The 16,627-nt window shown below is 40.9% G+C and carries 16 protein-coding genes; 11 read left to right on the forward strand and 5 right to left on the reverse strand.

Going from position 1 to position 16,627, the window contains the following annotated elements:
• Nucleotides 1–66: 66 nt before the first annotated feature.
• From ezrA to ADI74_RS04225, 6 genes are all read left to right on the forward strand, one after another.
• Entirely contained in the window at nt 67–1,794 is a 1,728-nt protein-coding gene (gene ezrA, locus ADI74_RS04200; protein WP_049537212.1) for a septation ring formation regulator EzrA, read from the forward strand.
• Nucleotides 1,795–1,896: 102 nt separating this feature from the next.
• Nucleotides 1,897–3,288 carry a peptidoglycan-N-acetylglucosamine deacetylase PgdA gene (gene pgdA / locus ADI74_RS04205; RefSeq protein WP_049537401.1) on the forward strand — a complete coding sequence of 464 codons (1,392 nt, stop codon included), beginning with the start codon at nt 1,897–1,899 and terminating at the stop codon, nt 3,286–3,288.
• 79 nt (nt 3,289–3,367) lie between these two features.
• The gene (locus ADI74_RS04210; RefSeq protein WP_049537214.1) at nt 3,368–4,210 is read left to right on the forward strand and encodes an aldo/keto reductase; all 843 of its coding nucleotides are present in this window, start codon (nt 3,368–3,370) and stop codon (nt 4,208–4,210) included.
• A gap of 450 nt (nt 4,211–4,660) precedes the next feature.
• A complete protein-coding gene (glyQ, locus tag ADI74_RS04215) occupies nt 4,661–5,578 on the forward strand; it encodes a glycine--tRNA ligase subunit alpha (RefSeq protein WP_000038733.1) in 918 nt (305 codons plus the stop codon).
• Between the two features lie 260 nt (nt 5,579–5,838).
• The gene (gene glyS / locus ADI74_RS04220) at nt 5,839–7,875 is read left to right on the forward strand and encodes a glycine--tRNA ligase subunit beta (protein WP_049537217.1); all 2,037 of its coding nucleotides are present in this window, start codon (nt 5,839–5,841) and stop codon (nt 7,873–7,875) included.
• 41 nt (nt 7,876–7,916) lie between these two features.
• Nucleotides 7,917–8,174 (forward strand): DUF896 family protein, encoded by a 258-nt coding sequence (locus ADI74_RS04225; RefSeq protein ID WP_049537219.1) that lies wholly within the window; start codon nt 7,917–7,919, stop codon nt 8,172–8,174.
• 81 nt (nt 8,175–8,255) lie between these two features.
• Here ADI74_RS04225 and ADI74_RS04230 read toward each other — a convergent pair whose 3' ends face one another.
• Genes ADI74_RS04230 through ADI74_RS04240 form a run of 3 tightly spaced genes read right to left on the reverse strand, consistent with a single transcriptional unit; the run spans nt 8,256 to nt 11,068 of the window.
• Entirely contained in the window at nt 8,256–9,497 is a 1,242-nt protein-coding gene (locus ADI74_RS04230) for an NAD(P)H-dependent oxidoreductase (RefSeq protein ID WP_049537221.1), read from the reverse strand.
• Nucleotides 9,498–9,514: 17 nt separating this feature from the next.
• A complete protein-coding gene (locus ADI74_RS04235; protein ID WP_049537224.1) occupies nt 9,515–10,120 on the reverse strand; it encodes an NADPH-dependent FMN reductase in 606 nt (201 codons plus the stop codon).
• A 33-nt stretch (nt 10,121–10,153) separates the two neighbouring features.
• Nucleotides 10,154–11,068, reverse strand: a complete 915-nt coding sequence (locus ADI74_RS04240) for an FAD:protein FMN transferase (RefSeq protein WP_049537226.1) — start codon at nt 11,066–11,068, stop codon at nt 10,154–10,156.
• Nucleotides 11,069–11,375: 307 nt separating this feature from the next.
• Between ADI74_RS04240 and nox the strand changes: the two genes are divergently transcribed.
• From nox to pdxT, 3 genes are all read left to right on the forward strand, one after another.
• Nucleotides 11,376–12,755: a H2O-forming NADH oxidase gene (gene nox / locus ADI74_RS04245; protein WP_049537228.1), complete on the forward strand. Its 1,380-nt coding sequence runs from the start codon at nt 11,376–11,378 to the stop codon at nt 12,753–12,755.
• Between the two features lie 150 nt (nt 12,756–12,905).
• Nucleotides 12,906–13,781 carry a pyridoxal 5'-phosphate synthase lyase subunit PdxS gene (gene pdxS / locus ADI74_RS04250; protein WP_000138520.1) on the forward strand — a complete coding sequence of 292 codons (876 nt, stop codon included), beginning with the start codon at nt 12,906–12,908 and terminating at the stop codon, nt 13,779–13,781.
• A complete protein-coding gene (pdxT, locus tag ADI74_RS04255) occupies nt 13,782–14,363 on the forward strand; it encodes a pyridoxal 5'-phosphate synthase glutaminase subunit PdxT (protein WP_049537230.1) in 582 nt (193 codons plus the stop codon).
• Between the two features lie 20 nt (nt 14,364–14,383).
• Here the strand turns inward: pdxT and trhA are convergent, their stop codons facing one another.
• Both trhA and ADI74_RS04265 read right to left on the reverse strand, forming a co-directional pair.
• Nucleotides 14,384–15,031, reverse strand: a complete 648-nt coding sequence (gene trhA / locus ADI74_RS04260) for a PAQR family membrane homeostasis protein TrhA (RefSeq protein WP_049537232.1) — start codon at nt 15,029–15,031, stop codon at nt 14,384–14,386.
• Nucleotides 15,028–15,474, reverse strand: a complete 447-nt coding sequence (locus ADI74_RS04265) for a DUF1836 domain-containing protein (protein WP_049537234.1) — start codon at nt 15,472–15,474, stop codon at nt 15,028–15,030. The genes trhA and ADI74_RS04265 overlap by 4 nt, the downstream gene beginning before the upstream one ends.
• Before the next feature lie 134 nt (nt 15,475–15,608).
• Between ADI74_RS04265 and ADI74_RS04270 the strand changes: the two genes are divergently transcribed.
• Both ADI74_RS04270 and ADI74_RS04275 read left to right on the forward strand, forming a co-directional pair.
• Nucleotides 15,609–16,103: a GNAT family N-acetyltransferase gene (locus ADI74_RS04270; RefSeq protein ID WP_049537236.1), complete on the forward strand. Its 495-nt coding sequence runs from the start codon at nt 15,609–15,611 to the stop codon at nt 16,101–16,103.
• The gene (locus tag ADI74_RS04275) at nt 16,100–16,615 is read left to right on the forward strand and encodes a methylated-DNA--[protein]-cysteine S-methyltransferase (protein ID WP_049537238.1); all 516 of its coding nucleotides are present in this window, start codon (nt 16,100–16,102) and stop codon (nt 16,613–16,615) included. The genes ADI74_RS04270 and ADI74_RS04275 overlap by 4 nt, the downstream gene beginning before the upstream one ends.
• The last annotated feature ends 12 nt before the right edge of the window (nt 16,616–16,627 follow it).

The following is a 16,627-nucleotide window of genomic DNA, read 5'->3' on the forward strand; positions in this document are numbered from 1 at the left end:
AGTTCCCTTGGTTTAAAAAATATGATATAATCATTACGATTGTTTCTAGTATAAAAGGAGTTTGATATGTCTAATGGACAACTAATTTATCTAATGGTTGCGATTGCAGTCATTTTGATCCTAGCTTATGTAGCAGTTATCTTTTTACGTAAGCGTAATGTAAGTAGATTGACGGCCCTCGAAGAAAGAAAAGAAGAACTCTACAACCTTCCTGTAAATGATGAGGTTGAAGCGGTTAAAAACATGCATTTGATTGGTCAAAGTCAGGTAACCTTCCGTGAATGGAATCAAAAATGGGTTGATTTATCTCTGAACTCATTTGCAGACATCGAAAATCACCTCTTTGAAGCTGAAAACTACAATAATTCTTTCCGTTTCTTTAAAGCAGCTCACAAGATTGATCAAATTGAAAGCCAGATTAGTTTGATTGAAGAAGATATTGTAGCTATTCGCAATGCCCTTTCTGAACTCGAAAAGCAAGAGTCTAAGAACAGTGGTCGCGTCCTACATGCTCTGGACTTGTTTGAAACCCTTCAACATACGGTTGCAGAGGACTCAGAGAAGTATGGGAAAGCTCTTCCTGAAATTGAGAAACAATTGGAAAATATCCAGTCAGAGTTTTCTCAATTTGTAACCTTGAACTCTTCAGGTGACCCAGTTGAAGCAGCAGGAATTCTAGACAATACTGAAAATCATATTCTCGCTTTGACACATATCGTTGATCGTGTTCCATCTCTCGTGAAGACTTTGTCAACAGAACTTCCAGAACAATTGGAAGATTTGGAGGAAGGCTACCGTAAACTCTTAGATGCTAATTATCACTTCACTGAAACGGACATCGAGTCACGCTTCCAACTTTTACATGAATCCTTGAAAAATAATCAAGAAAACATCCGCCAGTTGGAGTTGGATAATGCTGAGTATGAAAATAATCGCATTCAGGAAGAAATCAATTCTCTTTATGATATCTTCACTCGCGAAATTGCAGCTCAAAAAATAGTTGAAAGTCTTCTTTCAACATTGCCAACTTACCTCAATCACCTGAAAGAAAACAACCAAGTTCTTGTTCAAGATCTTGAACGTTTGAACAAAGCCTACCTTCTTCCAGAAAGTGATGGAAACCATGTTCGCCGTCTTCAAGCAGAATTGGCAGCACTTGATACAGCTATCTTAGAGGTAACAGAGGACCAAGGCGAGCCAACTCAAGCCTTCTCTGTACTTGAAGAACAGTTGGAAATGCTGCAAAGCAACCTCAAAGATATTGAAGATGAGCAAATCTCTGTGAGCGAACGGCTTGCCCAAATCGAAAAAGTTGACCTCAATGCTCGTCAAAAAGCAAATGTTTATGTGAATCGTTTGCATACCATTAAACGATACATGGAGAAGAGAAACTTGCCAGGTATTCCTCAAAGTTTCTTGAAACTCTTCTTTACTGCAAGCCACAACACAGAGGATTTGATGGCAGAGTTAGAGCAACCACAAGTGAATATTGAATCCGTTAAACGAATTCTTGAAGTCGCAACCAATGATATGGAAGCACTTGAAACAGAAACCTACGATATTGTTCAATATGCAACTTTGACTGAGCAACTCTTACAATACTCAAACCGTTACCGTTCATTTGATGAACGTATCCAAGAGGCTTTCAATGAGGCGCTTGAAATTTTTGAGAAAGACTTTGACTATAAAACATCATTTGAAAAGATTTCGCAAGCCTTGGAAGTTGCAGAACCAGGAGTTACAAACCGTTTTGTGACCTCATATGAAAAAACACGTGAAACGATTCGTTTCTAAATGAAAAGCTTAGATATTTTTAAGCTTTTTTATTTTTCTAAAAAGAAGTCAGAATTCTTGTTTATCATTGAAATAATAGTCTTGATTTGTTATGATGGAAATATGAAAAAAAATAGAGCAAAACGTGTGTCTCACGATAAAAAGAGAAGTATACTTCTTGCTTTTGTAGGGATTTTAGGAATCACTATGATTCTCTTAGGGTGTGCCATTGGTTACAAGCTGCTACAAAAGCAATCTTATGAACAAAAAATTGAAACGCTAAAAAGCGAAAAGGACCAACAATTCAATTCAGGTAGTCAGAGAGGCCATTTCCGAAAAGGCCAAGCTGAGGTGATTGTCTATTATCCACTTCAAGGAGAGGAAGTCATTGCGTCTGTTAGAGAAAAAATCAACCAAGACATTAAGGAAAAGTTAGAAGATAAAGAGGATTTGGTCTTTTATTATACGGAGCAGTTGGATCAGGTTCTAAAGGGAGTTCTTGCTCGTAATATTAGTAAGCAAGTTTACGATTTGTCTGCAGCAAAGGTTGAAGAAAAAGAAAAGACGTCTTTAGGAAAAATTTTCTTGACAGAAGATGGAAAAACTTTTGATCTCAGTAGACTTTTCAAAGATGCTAGTAAGGCTAAGGAACTCCTATTGAGTCAAATCAAATCAACTCTAGAAGATAAGAAACTCGACCAGACAAAAATTGATCAGGTCCTAAAAAACTTTACAGATCAAGATCTGGCATCATGGAGCTTTGATTATAAAGATAGTCAAATCATCCTTTATCCTGCTAATCCAGGGGAGACTCTGGAGGAAATTGCTCTACCGATATCCAGTTTCTTTGATGTCTTGGAGTCCTCTTATCTATTAGAAAAAGATGCTGAACTCTATCAAGCTTACTTTGCACAAAAAGACAAAAAAGTTGTGGCTTTGACCTTTGACGATGGTCCAAATCCGTCTACAACTACACAGGCTTTGGATACATTAGCTAAGTACAAAGTAAAGGCGACCTTCTTTGTACTTGGTAAAAACATCGCTGGCAATGAAGACATCCTTAAACGGATGAAGTCTGAAGGGCATGTAGTAGCCAACCACAGCTGGAGTCACCCTGTCCTTTCACAACTTTCGCTCGAAGATGCTAAAAAGCAAATCACTGATACAGAAGATTTGTTAACTCAAGTTCTAGGTTCGAGTTCTAAACTCATGCGTCCGCCTTATGGAGCTATTACAGATGATATCCGTAACAGTCTGGACTTGAGCTTTATCATGTGGAATGTGGATAGTTTGGACTGGAAGAGTAAAAATGAGACAGCCATTTTGACAGAGATTCAACGGCAGGTTCGCAATGGTTCCATCATTCTTATGCATGATATTCATGGTTCTTCTGTTAATTCCCTACCAAGCATCATTGAATATCTGAAAGAACAAGGTTATACATTTGTGACTGTTCCGGAAATGCTGAACTCTCGCTTGAAGGCTCACGAAATATATTATGACCGTGATCAATAATCTTCAAGATCTAAAGAGACATGCCTCTGTTAATCTGGCTTTGTTTCTTTAGATTTTCTTCACATAGAAAGGAAAAACGATGAAATCTTACACCCTTAATAATGGAGTTTCAATTCCTGTACTAGGATTTGGAACATGGAAAGCTGAAAATGGAGAAGTAGCCTACCAAGCTGTTTTAGAAGCCTTGAAGGCTGGTTATCGTCATATCGATACTGCAGCTATCTACAAAAATGAGGAGAGTGTTGGTCGCGCTATTCGAGATAGCGGTATTCCTCGCCAAGAAATCTTTGTAACGACCAAACTCTGGAATACCAATCACAGCTATGAAGAAGCTCACCAAGCTTTTGAGCAATCAATGGAAAAACTGGGATTGGACTATCTAGATTTGTACCTGATCCATTGGCCAAATCCAAAACCACTAAGAGAAAATGAGGCATGGAAAACTCGCAATGCCGATGTCTGGAGAGCGATGGAGGACCTGTACCAAGAAGGGAAAATTCGTGCTATCGGTGTTAGTAATTTCCTTCCCAAGCATTTGGATGCTTTGCTTGAAACAGCAAGAATTGTTCCAGCAGTTAATCAGGTTCGCTTGGCACCAGGAGTTTATCAAGAGGAAGTGGTTGACTACTGTAGAGAGAAAGGCATTCTTTTAGAGGCTTGGGGACCTTTTGGCCAAGGAGAGTTGTTTGAAAAGAAAGAAGTCCAAGAAATTGCTGCTAAGCATGGGAAATCAGTGGCTCAAATCGCCTTGGCTTGGAGTTTGGTAGAAGGTTTCTTACCTCTACCTAAGTCCGTAACAGCCTCTCGCATCCAGAGCAATCTTGACTGTTTTGGGATTGAACTCAGCATTGAAGAGCGAGAAGTCTTAAAGAGTATTTCTGTGATTTCTGGCGCACCACGTGTGGATGAGATGGATTTTTAGAAAGTAAGAAAAAGAATTGTAAATTTCTTGCCTTTCTGATATAATATTCAACAGGAAAGAAAGTCTTATGGCGTTCTTCAAGCGAGCTTGGGACAGTGGGAGCCAAGTAGAACAAACTAAGAAACTGGCGCTTTCTGTCGTATTTTTTAAAAACAATGAAGTAATAAATTAGGGTGGAACCGCGTTTCTGACGCCCCTAGGTCACAGACTTAGGAGTAAAGACACGGTTCTTTTTGTATCCAAAGTCACAAGAATTTATAAAAAGGAGTAAACAATGTCTAAAAAATTGACTTTCCACTGCGTCAGTGGCAGAGACCTCCTTACAGTCGGACTGCCCCACGCTCAGCACTAGAGTGCCTGAGCTAGACGCAGTACTAACTCGTCTTGCCTCGTATAATCGACAAGGCAGACTCGTGTCGCAAAAAATCATTTTTTATTAAGGAGTATTCAATGTCTAAGAAATTAACATTTCAAGAAATTATTTTGACTTTGCAACAATTTTGGAATGACCAAGGTTGTATGCTTATGCAGGCTTATGACAATGAAAAAGGTGCGGGGACAATGAGTCCTTACACTTTCCTTCGTGCTATCGGGCCTGAGCCATGGAATGCGGCTTATGTAGAGCCATCACGTCGTCCTGCTGACGGTCGTTACGGGGAAAACCCTAACCGTCTCTACCAACACCACCAATTCCAAGTGGTCATGAAACCTTCTCCATCAAATATCCAAGAGCTTTACCTTGAGTCTTTGGAAAAATTGGGCATCAATCCTTTGGAACACGATATTCGTTTTGTTGAGGACAACTGGGAAAATCCATCGACTGGATCTGCAGGTCTCGGTTGGGAAGTTTGGCTTGATGGTATGGAAATCACTCAGTTCACTTATTTCCAACAAGTTGGTGGATTGGCAACTGGCCCTGTGACTGCGGAAGTTACTTATGGTTTGGAACGCTTGGCTTCTTATATTCAGGAAGTGGATTCTGTCTATGATATCGAGTGGGCTGATGGTGTTAAATACGGAGAAATCTTCATCCAGCCTGAGTATGAGCATTCAAAATATTCGTTTGAAATTTCTGATCAAGAAATGTTGCTTGAAAACTTTGATAAGTTTGAAAAGGAAGCTGGTCGTGCACTAGAAGAAGGCTTGGTTCACCCTGCCTATGACTATGTTCTCAAATGTTCACACACATTTAACCTACTTGATGCGCGTGGTGCTGTATCTGTAACTGAGCGCGCAGGCTATATCGCTCGTATTCGTAACCTGGCCCGTGTCGTAGCTAAAACCTTTGTGGCAGAGCGCAAACGCCTAGGCTACCCACTTTTAGATGAAGCAACACGAGCTAAACTCTTAGCAGAAGACGCAGAATAGTGAGTAATACTGTGCTCTAAGATCGTTAGAGGCAAGTCGAAGACTTGCTAGAGGGATATGCACCGCTGTACTGTTATGTGGGGATTTTTGAAACCTTAGGTTCAAAAATCAGTCAGCTAAATCCACTTTGATGAGACTGTTGGAAATCTTGTTCAATTTTGCATTAGATTTCCATACAGACTCACAAAGTTAGTTAGCGACGTCCCCAGTACCTAAGGTGCATATCAAAAAAAGATTGAAGAAAATGTAAAGGAAAAAACATGACAAAAAACTTATTAGTAGAACTCGGTCTTGAAGAGTTACCTGCCTACGTAGTAACTCCAAGCGAAAGACAACTAGGTGAAAAAATGGCAGCCTTCCTCAAGGAAAACCGCCTGTCTTTTGAAGCCATTCAAACCTTCTCCACACCACGCCGTTTGGCTGTTCGTGTGATTGGTCTTGCAGACAAACAGTCTGATTTGACAGAAGATTTCAAGGGACCAGCAAAGAAAATTGCCTTGGATGGTGATGGAAACTTCACCAAAGCAGCTCAAGGATTTGTCCGTGGGAAATGCTTGACGGTTGAAGATATTGAATTCCGTGAAATCAAGGGTGAAGAATATGTCTATGTTACCAAGGAAGAAGTGGGTAAACCAGTTGAAGATATTGTTCCTGGTGTTGTAGATGTCTTAAAATCCCTAACTTTCCCAGTCAGCATGCACTGGGCTAACAACACCTTTGAATACATCCGTCCTGTTCATACTTTGACTGTACTTTTGGATGAGCAAGAGTTTGACTTGGACTTCCTTGATATCAAGGGGGCGCGTGTCAGTCGTGGTCATCGTTTCTTGGGACAAGAAACCAAGATTCAGTCAGCTTTGAGCTACGAAGAAGACCTTCGTGCACAGTTTGTAATCGCGGATCCTCGTGAACGTGAGCAAATGATTATTGACCAAATCAAAGCAATCGAAGCTGAACATAGTGTACGTATCGAAATTGATGCTGACTTACTGAACGAAGTTTTGAACTTGGTTGAATACCCAACTGCCTTTATGGGAAGTTTTGATGCCAAATACCTTGAAGTTCCAGAAGAAGTCTTGGTGACATCGATGAAAGAGCACCAACGCTACTTTGTTGTCCGTGATCAAGATGGTAAACTCTTGCCAAACTTTATTTCTGTTCGTAACGGAAACGCAGAGCATTTGGAAAATGTTATCAAAGGAAATGAAAAAGTCTTGGTAGCCCGCTTGGAAGACGGTGAATTCTTCTGGCGTGAAGACCAAAAATTGGTTATCTCAGACCTTGTTGAAAAATTGAACCATGTGACCTTCCACGAAAAGATTGGTTCTCTTCGTGAACATATGATTCGTACGGGGCAAATTGCCATTCTCTTGGCAGAAAAAGCTGGTTTATCAGTGGATGAAACGGTTGACCTAGCCCGTGCAGCAGCCATTTACAAGTTTGACTTGTTGACAGGTATGGTTGGTGAATTTGACGAACTCCAAGGAATTATGGGTGAGAAATATGCTCTTCTTGCTGGGGAAACTCCAGCAGTTGCAGCTGCTATTCGTGAACACTACATGCCTACATCAGCCGAAGGTGAACTTCCAGAGAGCAAGGTCGGAGCCATTCTAGCCATTGCAGACAAATTGGATACGATTTTGAGTTTCTTCTCAGTAGGCTTGATTCCATCAGGTTCTAATGACCCTTATGCCCTTCGTCGTGCGACTCAAGGTGTAGTTCGTATCTTGGATGCCTTTGGTTGGCATATTGCTATGGATGAGTTGATCGATAGCCTTTACAGTTTGAAATTTGACAGCTTGACTTATGCAAATAAAGCAGAAGTCATGGACTTTATCAAGGCTCGTGTTGATAAGATGATGGGTTCTACTCCAAAAGATATCAAGGAAGCAGTTCTTGCAAGTTCAAACTTTGTCGTGGCGGATATGTTGGAAGTAGCAAGTGCTCTCGTAGAAGCAAGCAAGAAAGAAGATTTCAAATCGTCTGTCGAATCCCTCTCACGTGCCTTCAACTTGGCGGATAAGGCAGAAGGTTTTGACACGGTTGATCCTGCCCTCTTTGAGAATGAAGAAGAAAAAGCTTTGGCGGAGGCAGTAGAATCATTAGTTTTATCAGGAACTGCAAGCCAGCAATTAGAACAACTCTTTGCGCTTAGTCCAGTTATTGATGCTTTCTTTGAAAATACCATGGTAATGGCTGAAGATCAGGCTGTCCGTCAAAATCGTTTGGCAATCTTATCGCAACTAACCAAGAAAGCAGCTAAAATCGCTCGTTTTAACCAAATCAATACCAAATAAAATCTGTTAAACGGATTAAACCTTATCACAAAGGAGAAAAAATGGATCCGAAAAAAATCGCTCGTATCAATGAGCTTGCCAAAAAGAAAAAAACAGAAGGTTTAACTTCTGCTGAAAAAGTGGAACAAGCTAAACTTCGTGAGGAGTATATCGAAGGCTATCGTCGTTCTGTTCGTCACCACATTGAAGGAATCAAAATTGTGGACGAGAAAGGAAATGACGTCACACCAGAAAAACTACGTCAGGTACAACGTGAAAAAGGTTTACACGGCCGTAGTTCAGATGATCCTAACTCATAAAATGAAAAGGGTTTGTAGATGGTTTACAAGCCCCTTTTCTGTTGTAATAAAAAAGGAGCCATTTGGCTCCTTTTTGGTTTCTTAGTTGCTTGCGCCTGAAGTAGCGTCAGCGCCTCCATGACCTCCGCCGTCAGGAGTATCAGAAGCACCAGAAGTGGCATCAGCGTCTCCATGACCTCCAGCAGAAGGAGCGAATGGCCCACTACCACCTACCAAACGTTGACCAGTTTCTTGTAGGTACCAGTCAAGCCATGGTTGGAAGTTAAAGACGATTTCATTGATACCAGCGTATGATCCGTCAGGATAGTACATAGCTTGGTAGTTGTGAGTGTTGATAACACCTGCAGGAGAACCTGGAACGATCGTGCGGACGTATTCTTGGTTTCCGTTGCGAAGTGTTCCGATAACCCACTCTACATTCTTCATGCGTGCTGGTGGAAGAGATCCATGAACAGTCGACATACGGCTACCTGATTGAGGCGGTACACGTTTAGCAAACATGGTGTCTGGATCTTGGTGAGCGTTGTTGTAGTAGAGGAATTGGTTGTTGTCGTCAGCGTATGTCAATTCAAATGGCATAGCTTTCAAGAACATATCGATTTGGTTAACTGTAAGGATACCGTGGTCCAATTTGACATAGGTATCACCAGAAACAGCGCCAGTGATTGCTGCAACTTTTTCTACCCATTCTGGATCGTCAGGGTCAACTTCTGTAATGGTTGTAGCAATTGGTCTTCCACAATCCAAGTCTTCTGGTTCGATTGGTTTTGGTTTTTTCAATTTCGAAACAACTCCTACGTATTTTACAAAGTTATCTAAGCAAGTTTCAAGGAATTTAACAGTGCCTTCGTTGGTGATATTTCCGTTGTTATCAAAAGCTTCCTTAGCTTTACCAAGAAGGAACTCGTTACCTGGAAGCGTGTAGGCATTAACACCTGGGGCATCAAGGATTTTACGAAGGTGAACTTGGGCACGTGATGTTCCTTGGTCATAGTATGATGCACCCACAATCATAACAGGCTTGTTTTCAAATGGATGAACTTCGTATGAAAGCCATTCAAGTACAGATTTGAGAGAAGCTGAGATAGTGTGATTGTGCTCAGGAGTGGCGATAATGACACCATCAGCACGTGTAATCTTGTTATACAAGAATCGCAATTGGAAACTTTCATCCCATTTTTCGTCTTGGTTAAACATTGGAACTTCGTCGATTTCAAGAACTTCTAATTCAAATTTGAATTTGAAATTGCGACGGATAAATTCCAAGAGTTTGCGGTTATATGATTGATCGTAGTTTGATCCAACAAGTCCAACAAATTTCATTCTTTCGGTCTCCTATCTTACAAATTTTCCCAGTCGAATTCTTCAGCATCTTTGCGAAGCAATTCTTTTGCATTGCGCAATTTCTCAGTAATCTTCACAAAGATACGGAAGTCATCAAAGATGGCATCCAATTTCTTGATAACATCAAGGTCAACCAAGTCACCACTTGGGTTAAATGATTGAAGAGAGTGAGAAAGCAAGAATTCATCTGGTAGAACATTTGCCTTAATTTCAGGAGCGTTCAAGATTTGACGAAGTTGCAATTGAGCACGAGATGAACCAAGAGTACCGTAAGAAGCACCAGTGATCATGATTGGTTTGTTCAAAAGTGGGTAGATACCGTAAGATAGCCAAGCAAGAGCGCTCATCAAAACTGCAGGGATAGAGTGATCGTACTCAGGGGTACCGATGATGACGCCATCAGATGCTTCAATTTTAGCTGCAATTTCAAGAATGTCAGCAGGAAGTTGCTTATCTGCTGGTTTGTTGAAAACAGGAATGTCCTTGATTTCAACAAGTTCAATCTCAGCCTTGTCGGCGAAGTGTTTTTGCATGTATTGGAGCAATTGGCGGTTTGTAGAACGTTTAGAGTTCGTTCCAACAATGGCAATAAGTTTTAGCATGAGATTTCCTTTCTCTTTTTACATAATACAAATTTAAAGACCTGAAGAACATGTAAGGTTCCCCTCTTTGTCGATGAGGATGGCTTCGATACCATCTAAACTTTCGACTTGCCAGAGGATAGAAGCGCTACGTTCTCCGAAAAGGCGGGTTGTCCAAATCTCACCATCAACGGATTTATCTGAGATAATCGTTAGGCTAGCGAGGTCTGTTTCGACAGGGAATCCTGTCTCGCTATCAAAAATATGGTGATAGTCTTTTCCGTCTATTGTCAGGTGGCGTTCATAGATACCAGAAGTGACGACGGATTTATTAGAAACAGGAATGGTTAGGAGATGATTGCCACGAGGATTTCGCGGATCTTGAATACCGATTTGCCAGTCTTTCCCTTCTTTGGCTTGATTTTTCCCGATGGTGAGGATATTTCCTCCGAGATTGATCAAGGCAGAAGTGACTCCGTGTACTTTTAAATACTGAGCAACCTTATCTGCACTATAGCCTTTAGCTAAGCAACCTAAATCAAGCTTCATTCCCTTTTTCTCTAAAAATACAGTAGAGCTAGCGGGATCTAACTTGATAAAATGCGGGTCAACTAGAGGCAAGACAGCTTCGATTTCGTTTAGCTCTGGGAGTCGAGCATCTGAAAAACCGATTCGCCAGGTTTGAATCAAGGGGCCAATGCTGATGTTTAGATGGCTAGATGGAGCTAGACTATGTTCTAACCCAAGAGCAATCAGTTCAAATAAGTCAGGATGGACCTTGACCGGAGCAATTCCAGCCTGGTGATTGATCTCCATCAATTCGGATTCTTGACTGTTGGCGTTGAAGCGGTACTCGAGCTCTCTGAGTAAATCAAAGGCTCCTTGAAGCAGGCAATCTGCCTGTTCATCTACTAATGAAATAGTGATAGTTGTTCCCATTAGTCGTTCAGAACGTGAACGAAGAGGCAAGCTACCAACTCCTTTCTTCTTCAGAGGAAATATTCAAGTTAGGTTAAATTTACGATAATTGAACCCCTTACATTTTATTCCCATGTTTCTAGCATAACATAAAGTCAGCGTTTTCACAAATAAATTTTAACAAAAAGTCAAGAAATATGCTCAAAAAATATAAAAAAAGATAGAAACTCAAAAAAAATAATATAATAAAACTTAAAATTGCTTAAAATAAGAGAATTCTGAGCAAATGTCTTGTAAACGCTAACAGTAAATGTTATACTAGAAAAGTAAATAAAAAATTAAAGGTAGGAATTTTTCTATGAGTAAAATCGTTGTAGTTGGTGCTAACCACGCTGGTACAGCTTGTATTAATACGATGTTGGATAACTTTGGTCATGAGAACGAAATCGTAGTATTTGACCAAAACTCAAATATTTCATTCCTTGGTTGTGGAATGGCGCTTTGGATCGGGGAACAAATTGATGGCCCAGAAGGTCTCTTCTACTCTGATAAAGAAAAATTGGAAGCAAAAGGTGCTAAAATTTACATGAACTCACCAGTTCTTTCAATTGACTACGATAACAAAGTTGTGACAGCAGAAGTTGAAGGTAAAGAACACAAAGAGTCTTATGACAAATTGATCTTTGCAACTGGTTCAACTCCAATCTTGCCTCCAATCGAAGGTGTTGAAATCGTTAAGGGCAACCGCGAATTCAAAGCAACACTTGAAAATGTTCAATTTGTTAAGTTGTACCAAAACGCAGAAGAAGTTATCGAAAAACTTGCTGACAAGAGCAAACACCTTGAGCGCATCGCAGTTGTTGGTGGTGGTTATATCGGTGTTGAACTTGCTGAAGCTTTCGAACGTCTTGGAAAAGAAGTTGTTCTTGTTGATATCGTAGACACTGTTTTGAACGGCTACTACGACAAAGACTTTACTCAAATGATGGCGAAGAACTTGGAAGACAACAACATTCGCTTGGCACTTGGTCAAACAGTAAAAGCTATCCAAGGTGATGGTAAAGTTGAACGCTTGGTAACAGACAAAGAAACATTTGATGTGGACATGGTTGTTCTTGCAGTTGGTTTCCGTCCAAATACAGCTCTTGCTGATGGTAAGATTGAACTCTTCCGCAACGGTGCCTTCCTAGTAGACAAGAAACAAGAAACATCAATTCCAGGTGTTTATGCAGTAGGTGACTGTGCGACTGTTTATGACAACGCTCGTAAAGACACTAGCTACATCGCGCTTGCTTCAAACGCTGTTCGTACTGGTATCGTTGGTGCTTACAACGCTTGTGGACACGAACTTGAAGGAATCGGTGTACAAGGATCAAACGGTATCTCAATCTATGGTCTTCACATGGTTTCAACTGGTTTGACTCTTGAAAAAGCCAAAGCTGCTGGTTTCAACGCAACTGAAACAGGCTTTAACGATCTTCAAAAACCAGAATTTATGAAGCATGACAACCATGAAGTTGCCATCAAGATTGTTTTTGACAAAGACAGCCGCGAAATTCTTGGCGCTCAAATGGTATCACGTGATTCTGCTATCAGCATGGGAATTCATATGTTCTCACTTGCTATCCAAGAGCATGTGACAATTGACAAGTTGGCTTTGACAGATCTATTCTTCTTGCCACACTTTAACAAACCTTACAACTACATCACAATGGCTGCTCTTACAGCTGAAAAATAAAAATTGATGAACTATCTGGCCTTAACTGAAGGTCAGATAGTTTTTTATACTTCTGTACCCAGACAGTTTTTGTTTTTCTATCTTGTACTTCATTCTAATCTGACATAAAATAAAATGGTAGCTACCAATACAAATGATGAGGATAAAGAAATGACTGAAAATCGTTATGAACTAAATAAAAACTTGGCACAGATGCTCAAGGGCGGTGTTATCATGGACGTTCAGAACCCTGAACAGGCTCGTATCGCAGAGGCTGCTGGTGCGGCAGCTGTTATGGCCTTGGAGCGGATTCCAGCTGATATTCGTGCAGCTGGTGGGGTTTCCCGTATGAGTGATCCAAAGATGATTAAGGAAATCCAAGAAGCGGTGAGCATTCCAGTTATGGCCAAGGTTAGAATTGGACATTTTGTAGAAGCTCAGATTTTAGAGGCTATTGAGATCGACTATATCGATGAGAGTGAAGTGCTGTCTCCAGCTGACGACCGTTTCCATGTGGATAAGAAGGAATTCCAAGTTCCTTTTGTCTGTGGGGCTAAGGACTTAGGAGAAGCCTTACGTCGTATCGCTGAAGGAGCATCCATGATTCGTACCAAAGGAGAACCGGGTACAGGAGACATTGTTCAAGCCGTTCGTCATATGCGCATGATGAATCAGGAAATTCGCCGTATTCAAAACCTACGTGAGGATGAGCTCTATGTTGCTGCCAAGGACTTGCAAGTCCCTGTTGAATTGGTTCAGTATGTCCATGAACATGGAAAATTGCCAGTTGTAAACTTTGCAGCTGGAGGCGTTGCAACGCCAGCAGATGCGGCCTTGATGATGCAACTGGGGGCAGAAGGTGTATTTGTCGGTTCAGGTATTTTCAAGTCAGGCGACCCTGTTAAACGAGCAAGTGCCATTGTCAAAGCCGTAACCAACTATCAAAATCCTCAAATTCTGGCACAAATTTCAGAAGATCTTGGGGAAGCCATGGTTGGTATCAATGAGAATGAAATCCAAATTCTTATGGCAGAGCGAGGAAAATAGATGAAAATCGGAATATTAGCCTTGCAAGGCGCCTTTGCAGAACATGCAAAAGTGATAGAAAAGTTAGGTGTTGTTAGTGTCGAAATCAGAAATTTAGAGGATTTTCAACAATATCAGAGTGACTTGTCAGGTTTGATTTTGCCAGGAGGCGAGTCTACGACTATGGGCAAACTCTTGCGTGACCAACAGATGTTGATTCCCATCCGAGAAGCTATTTTATCTGGCCTTCCAGTTTTTGGTACTTGCGCGGGCTTGATTTTGCTAGCTAAGGAAATTACTTCTCAGGAAGAAAGTCATCTAGCGACTATGGACATAGTAGTAGAGCGCAATGCCTATGGGCGCCAACTAGGAAGTTTCTATACAGAGGCAGAATGTAAGGGAGTTGGTCAGATTCCCATGACCTTTATCCGTGGACCAATTATCAGCAGTGTTGGAGAGGGTGTAGAAATTCTAGCAACAGTAGACGATCAAATCGTTGCAACTCAAGAAAAAAATATGCTGGTAACCTCTTTTCATCCAGAATTGACAGATGATGTTGGCTTGCACCAGTATTTTATCAATATGTGTAAAGAAAAAAGTTGAGAAAATGATTCTCAACTTTTTTACATGTAATAAACAATGGCAATGTACTGGAGTGCAGACGCAGCTAAGATAAAGAGATGCCAAATCATGTGGAAATAAGGTTTTTTCTTAGCGTAAAATCCAGCTCCAACTGTATAACAGAGTCCGCCAGTTACCATGAGACTCCAAAAGACGGGCGTTGTTTGACTGATAATGGCAGGAATGATAGCTAGAACCAACCAGCCCATAATCAGGTAAAGAGCAAGGCTGAATTTCTCATTGACCTTTTTAGCAAAGATTTTATAGAGGATGCCAAAGATGGTCGTTCCCCACTGAATGGCAATAATCAGATAGCCAAACCAGTTATTCATCAAAGTCAATACGACCGGCGTGTAAGAGCCTGCGATAGCCACATAAATCATAGAATGGTCGATGATTCGCAAGACGTATTTGTGGGTCGAACCATAGGCCATAGAGTGGTAAATGGTTGACGAGAGGAACATGAGAAATAGACTGATAACAAAGATAGAAACGCCAAAAGACGATAAAAATCCATGTACTTCATAACTATAGGTGGATGAAATAGGGAGTAGGATGAGCATGATAACGGCACCTACAGCATGGGTCACGCTATTAGCAATTTCCTCTCCAAAACTGAGTTTTTTACTGAGCTTTAGACTGGTATTCATTGGTTTTCCTCCTCTTCTTTGATAAGGATTAAGTCCAGAGTTTGATGATAGAGTTTAACCGTTTGACAGCTAGTTTGGATAATAGGATTTTCTGGATCAATCCCATGATTCATATAGTCCACAAAAGCATCGTAGAGCTGGTCTGAACTTGCTTGAGTTTGTAGACTATTAAGCGTCTGAGCGATTTCTTGAATCGAAAAGACAGATTTGAGAGTAGTAATGGCAATCAAACGGGCAATCTGTTTGCGTTGGTATTTTTTCTTGTCTGGCTTTGTCAGATAACCGTGTTTGACATAGTTATTGACCATTGATGCGGTCAGGCCCTTTTCTTTATCTGGAGAAATGGGGGCGCAGACTTGATTGACATAAAGCAAAACCTGATCCAGATAGAGGTCAATGTTTGGAATGTCTTCCCATTTTGGGTAGGAAAAGTTAGAATTCATTTCCAACTCCTTTTTATCTAGTTTTGATAACTAGATTATAAAATAATAAAAAACAAAAGTCAAGTTTCAACTGCTTGTAGAAAGCTTTAAATTATGCTATGATGAGAGAAACTAGTTAGAAATGAGGGGAAAAGATGGAGATTCGTTTAGCTTTTCCAAACGAAGTAGATGCCATTATGCAGGTGATGGAGGATGCCAAAAAGTGCTTAGCTGAGTCTGGTAGCGACCAGTGGCAAAATGGCTATCCAAATGTCGACATCATTATTGATGATATCATCTCAGGCCAAGCCTATGTTGCCTTGGAAGAAGGAGAACTGCTAGCTTATGCTGCTGTGACCAAGAGTCCAGAGAAAGCCTATGAAGCCATTTATGAAGGAAGTTGGCAGGGGGAAGAATCAGAATATCTGGTCTTTCACCGTATCGCTGTCGCAACAGATGTCCAAGGACAAGGAGTTGCTCAGACTTTCCTAGAAGGCTTGATTGAAGGTTTTGATTACCTAGATTTTCGTTCAGATACACATGCAGAAAACAAGACCATGCAGCATATCTTTGAAAAACTTGGATTTAGTCAGGTCGGTAAGGTTCCAGTTGATGGAGAACGCTTGGCCTATCAGAAATTAAAAAAATGACGCAGAAAAAGTACGCAAAAATGCTCTACCCGTCGCCAATTGGGACCTTATCCTTAGTTGCTGATGAACAATATTTGTTTGGGATTTGGGTGCAGGACCAAACTCATTTTGAGAGGGGATTAGGGGATGAAACGATAGAAGAAGTTGGTAGCCATCCTGTATTAGAGCAAGTTATTTCCTATTTAGATACCTATTTCGAAGGCAGTATTCAGGATCTATCTGACTTACCTTTGGCTCCCATTGGGACGGATTTTGAAAAGCGGGTATGGACCTACTTGCAGGGCATTCCCTATTGTCAGACAGTGACTTACGGTCAAATAGCTCAAGATTTGCAGGTGAATTCTGCCCAAGCTATTGGCGGAGCAGTGGGGCGTAATCCCTGGTCCATCCTCGTCCCCTGTCATCGTGTGCTGGGTGCAGGCAATCGTCTGACAGGCTATGCTTCTGGAGTCGAAAAGAAAGCCTGGCTCTTGCAGCATGAAGGTGCGGTTTTTCAAAAAAATAAAGAATAGAAAGAAAAAAAG

This window comes from Streptococcus pseudopneumoniae, from assembly GCF_001074565.1.
Taxonomy (GTDB): domain Bacteria; phylum Bacillota; class Bacilli; order Lactobacillales; family Streptococcaceae; genus Streptococcus; species Streptococcus pseudopneumoniae_J.

Excerpts from the sequence above, each read along its gene's own strand:
- pdxS (WP_000138520.1), top strand. The coding sequence starts at position 12,906 with ATGACTGAAAATCGTTATGAACTAAATAAAAACTTGGCACAGATGCTC.
- glyS (WP_049537217.1), top strand. The coding sequence starts at position 5,839 with ATGACAAAAAACTTATTAGTAGAACTCGGTCTTGAAGAGTTACCTGCC.
- ADI74_RS04265 (WP_049537234.1), bottom strand. The coding sequence starts at position 15,474 with ATGAATTCTAACTTTTCCTACCCAAAATGGGAAGACATTCCAAACATT.
- ezrA (WP_049537212.1), top strand. The coding sequence starts at position 67 with ATGTCTAATGGACAACTAATTTATCTAATGGTTGCGATTGCAGTCATT.
- pdxT (WP_049537230.1), top strand. The coding sequence starts at position 13,782 with ATGAAAATCGGAATATTAGCCTTGCAAGGCGCCTTTGCAGAACATGCA.
- glyQ (WP_000038733.1), top strand. The coding sequence starts at position 4,661 with ATGTCTAAGAAATTAACATTTCAAGAAATTATTTTGACTTTGCAACAA.
- ADI74_RS04230 (WP_049537221.1), bottom strand. The coding sequence starts at position 9,497 with ATGAAATTTGTTGGACTTGTTGGATCAAACTACGATCAATCATATAAC.
- trhA (WP_049537232.1), bottom strand. The coding sequence starts at position 15,031 with ATGAATACCAGTCTAAAGCTCAGTAAAAAACTCAGTTTTGGAGAGGAA.
- ADI74_RS04270 (WP_049537236.1), top strand. The coding sequence starts at position 15,609 with ATGGAGATTCGTTTAGCTTTTCCAAACGAAGTAGATGCCATTATGCAG.
- ADI74_RS04225 (WP_049537219.1), top strand. The coding sequence starts at position 7,917 with ATGGATCCGAAAAAAATCGCTCGTATCAATGAGCTTGCCAAAAAGAAA.
- nox (WP_049537228.1), top strand. The coding sequence starts at position 11,376 with ATGAGTAAAATCGTTGTAGTTGGTGCTAACCACGCTGGTACAGCTTGT.
- ADI74_RS04235 (WP_049537224.1), bottom strand. The coding sequence starts at position 10,120 with ATGCTAAAACTTATTGCCATTGTTGGAACGAACTCTAAACGTTCTACA.
- ADI74_RS04275 (WP_049537238.1), top strand. The coding sequence starts at position 16,100 with ATGACGCAGAAAAAGTACGCAAAAATGCTCTACCCGTCGCCAATTGGG.
- ADI74_RS04210 (WP_049537214.1), top strand. The coding sequence starts at position 3,368 with ATGAAATCTTACACCCTTAATAATGGAGTTTCAATTCCTGTACTAGGA.
- pgdA (WP_049537401.1), top strand. The coding sequence starts at position 1,897 with ATGAAAAAAAATAGAGCAAAACGTGTGTCTCACGATAAAAAGAGAAGT.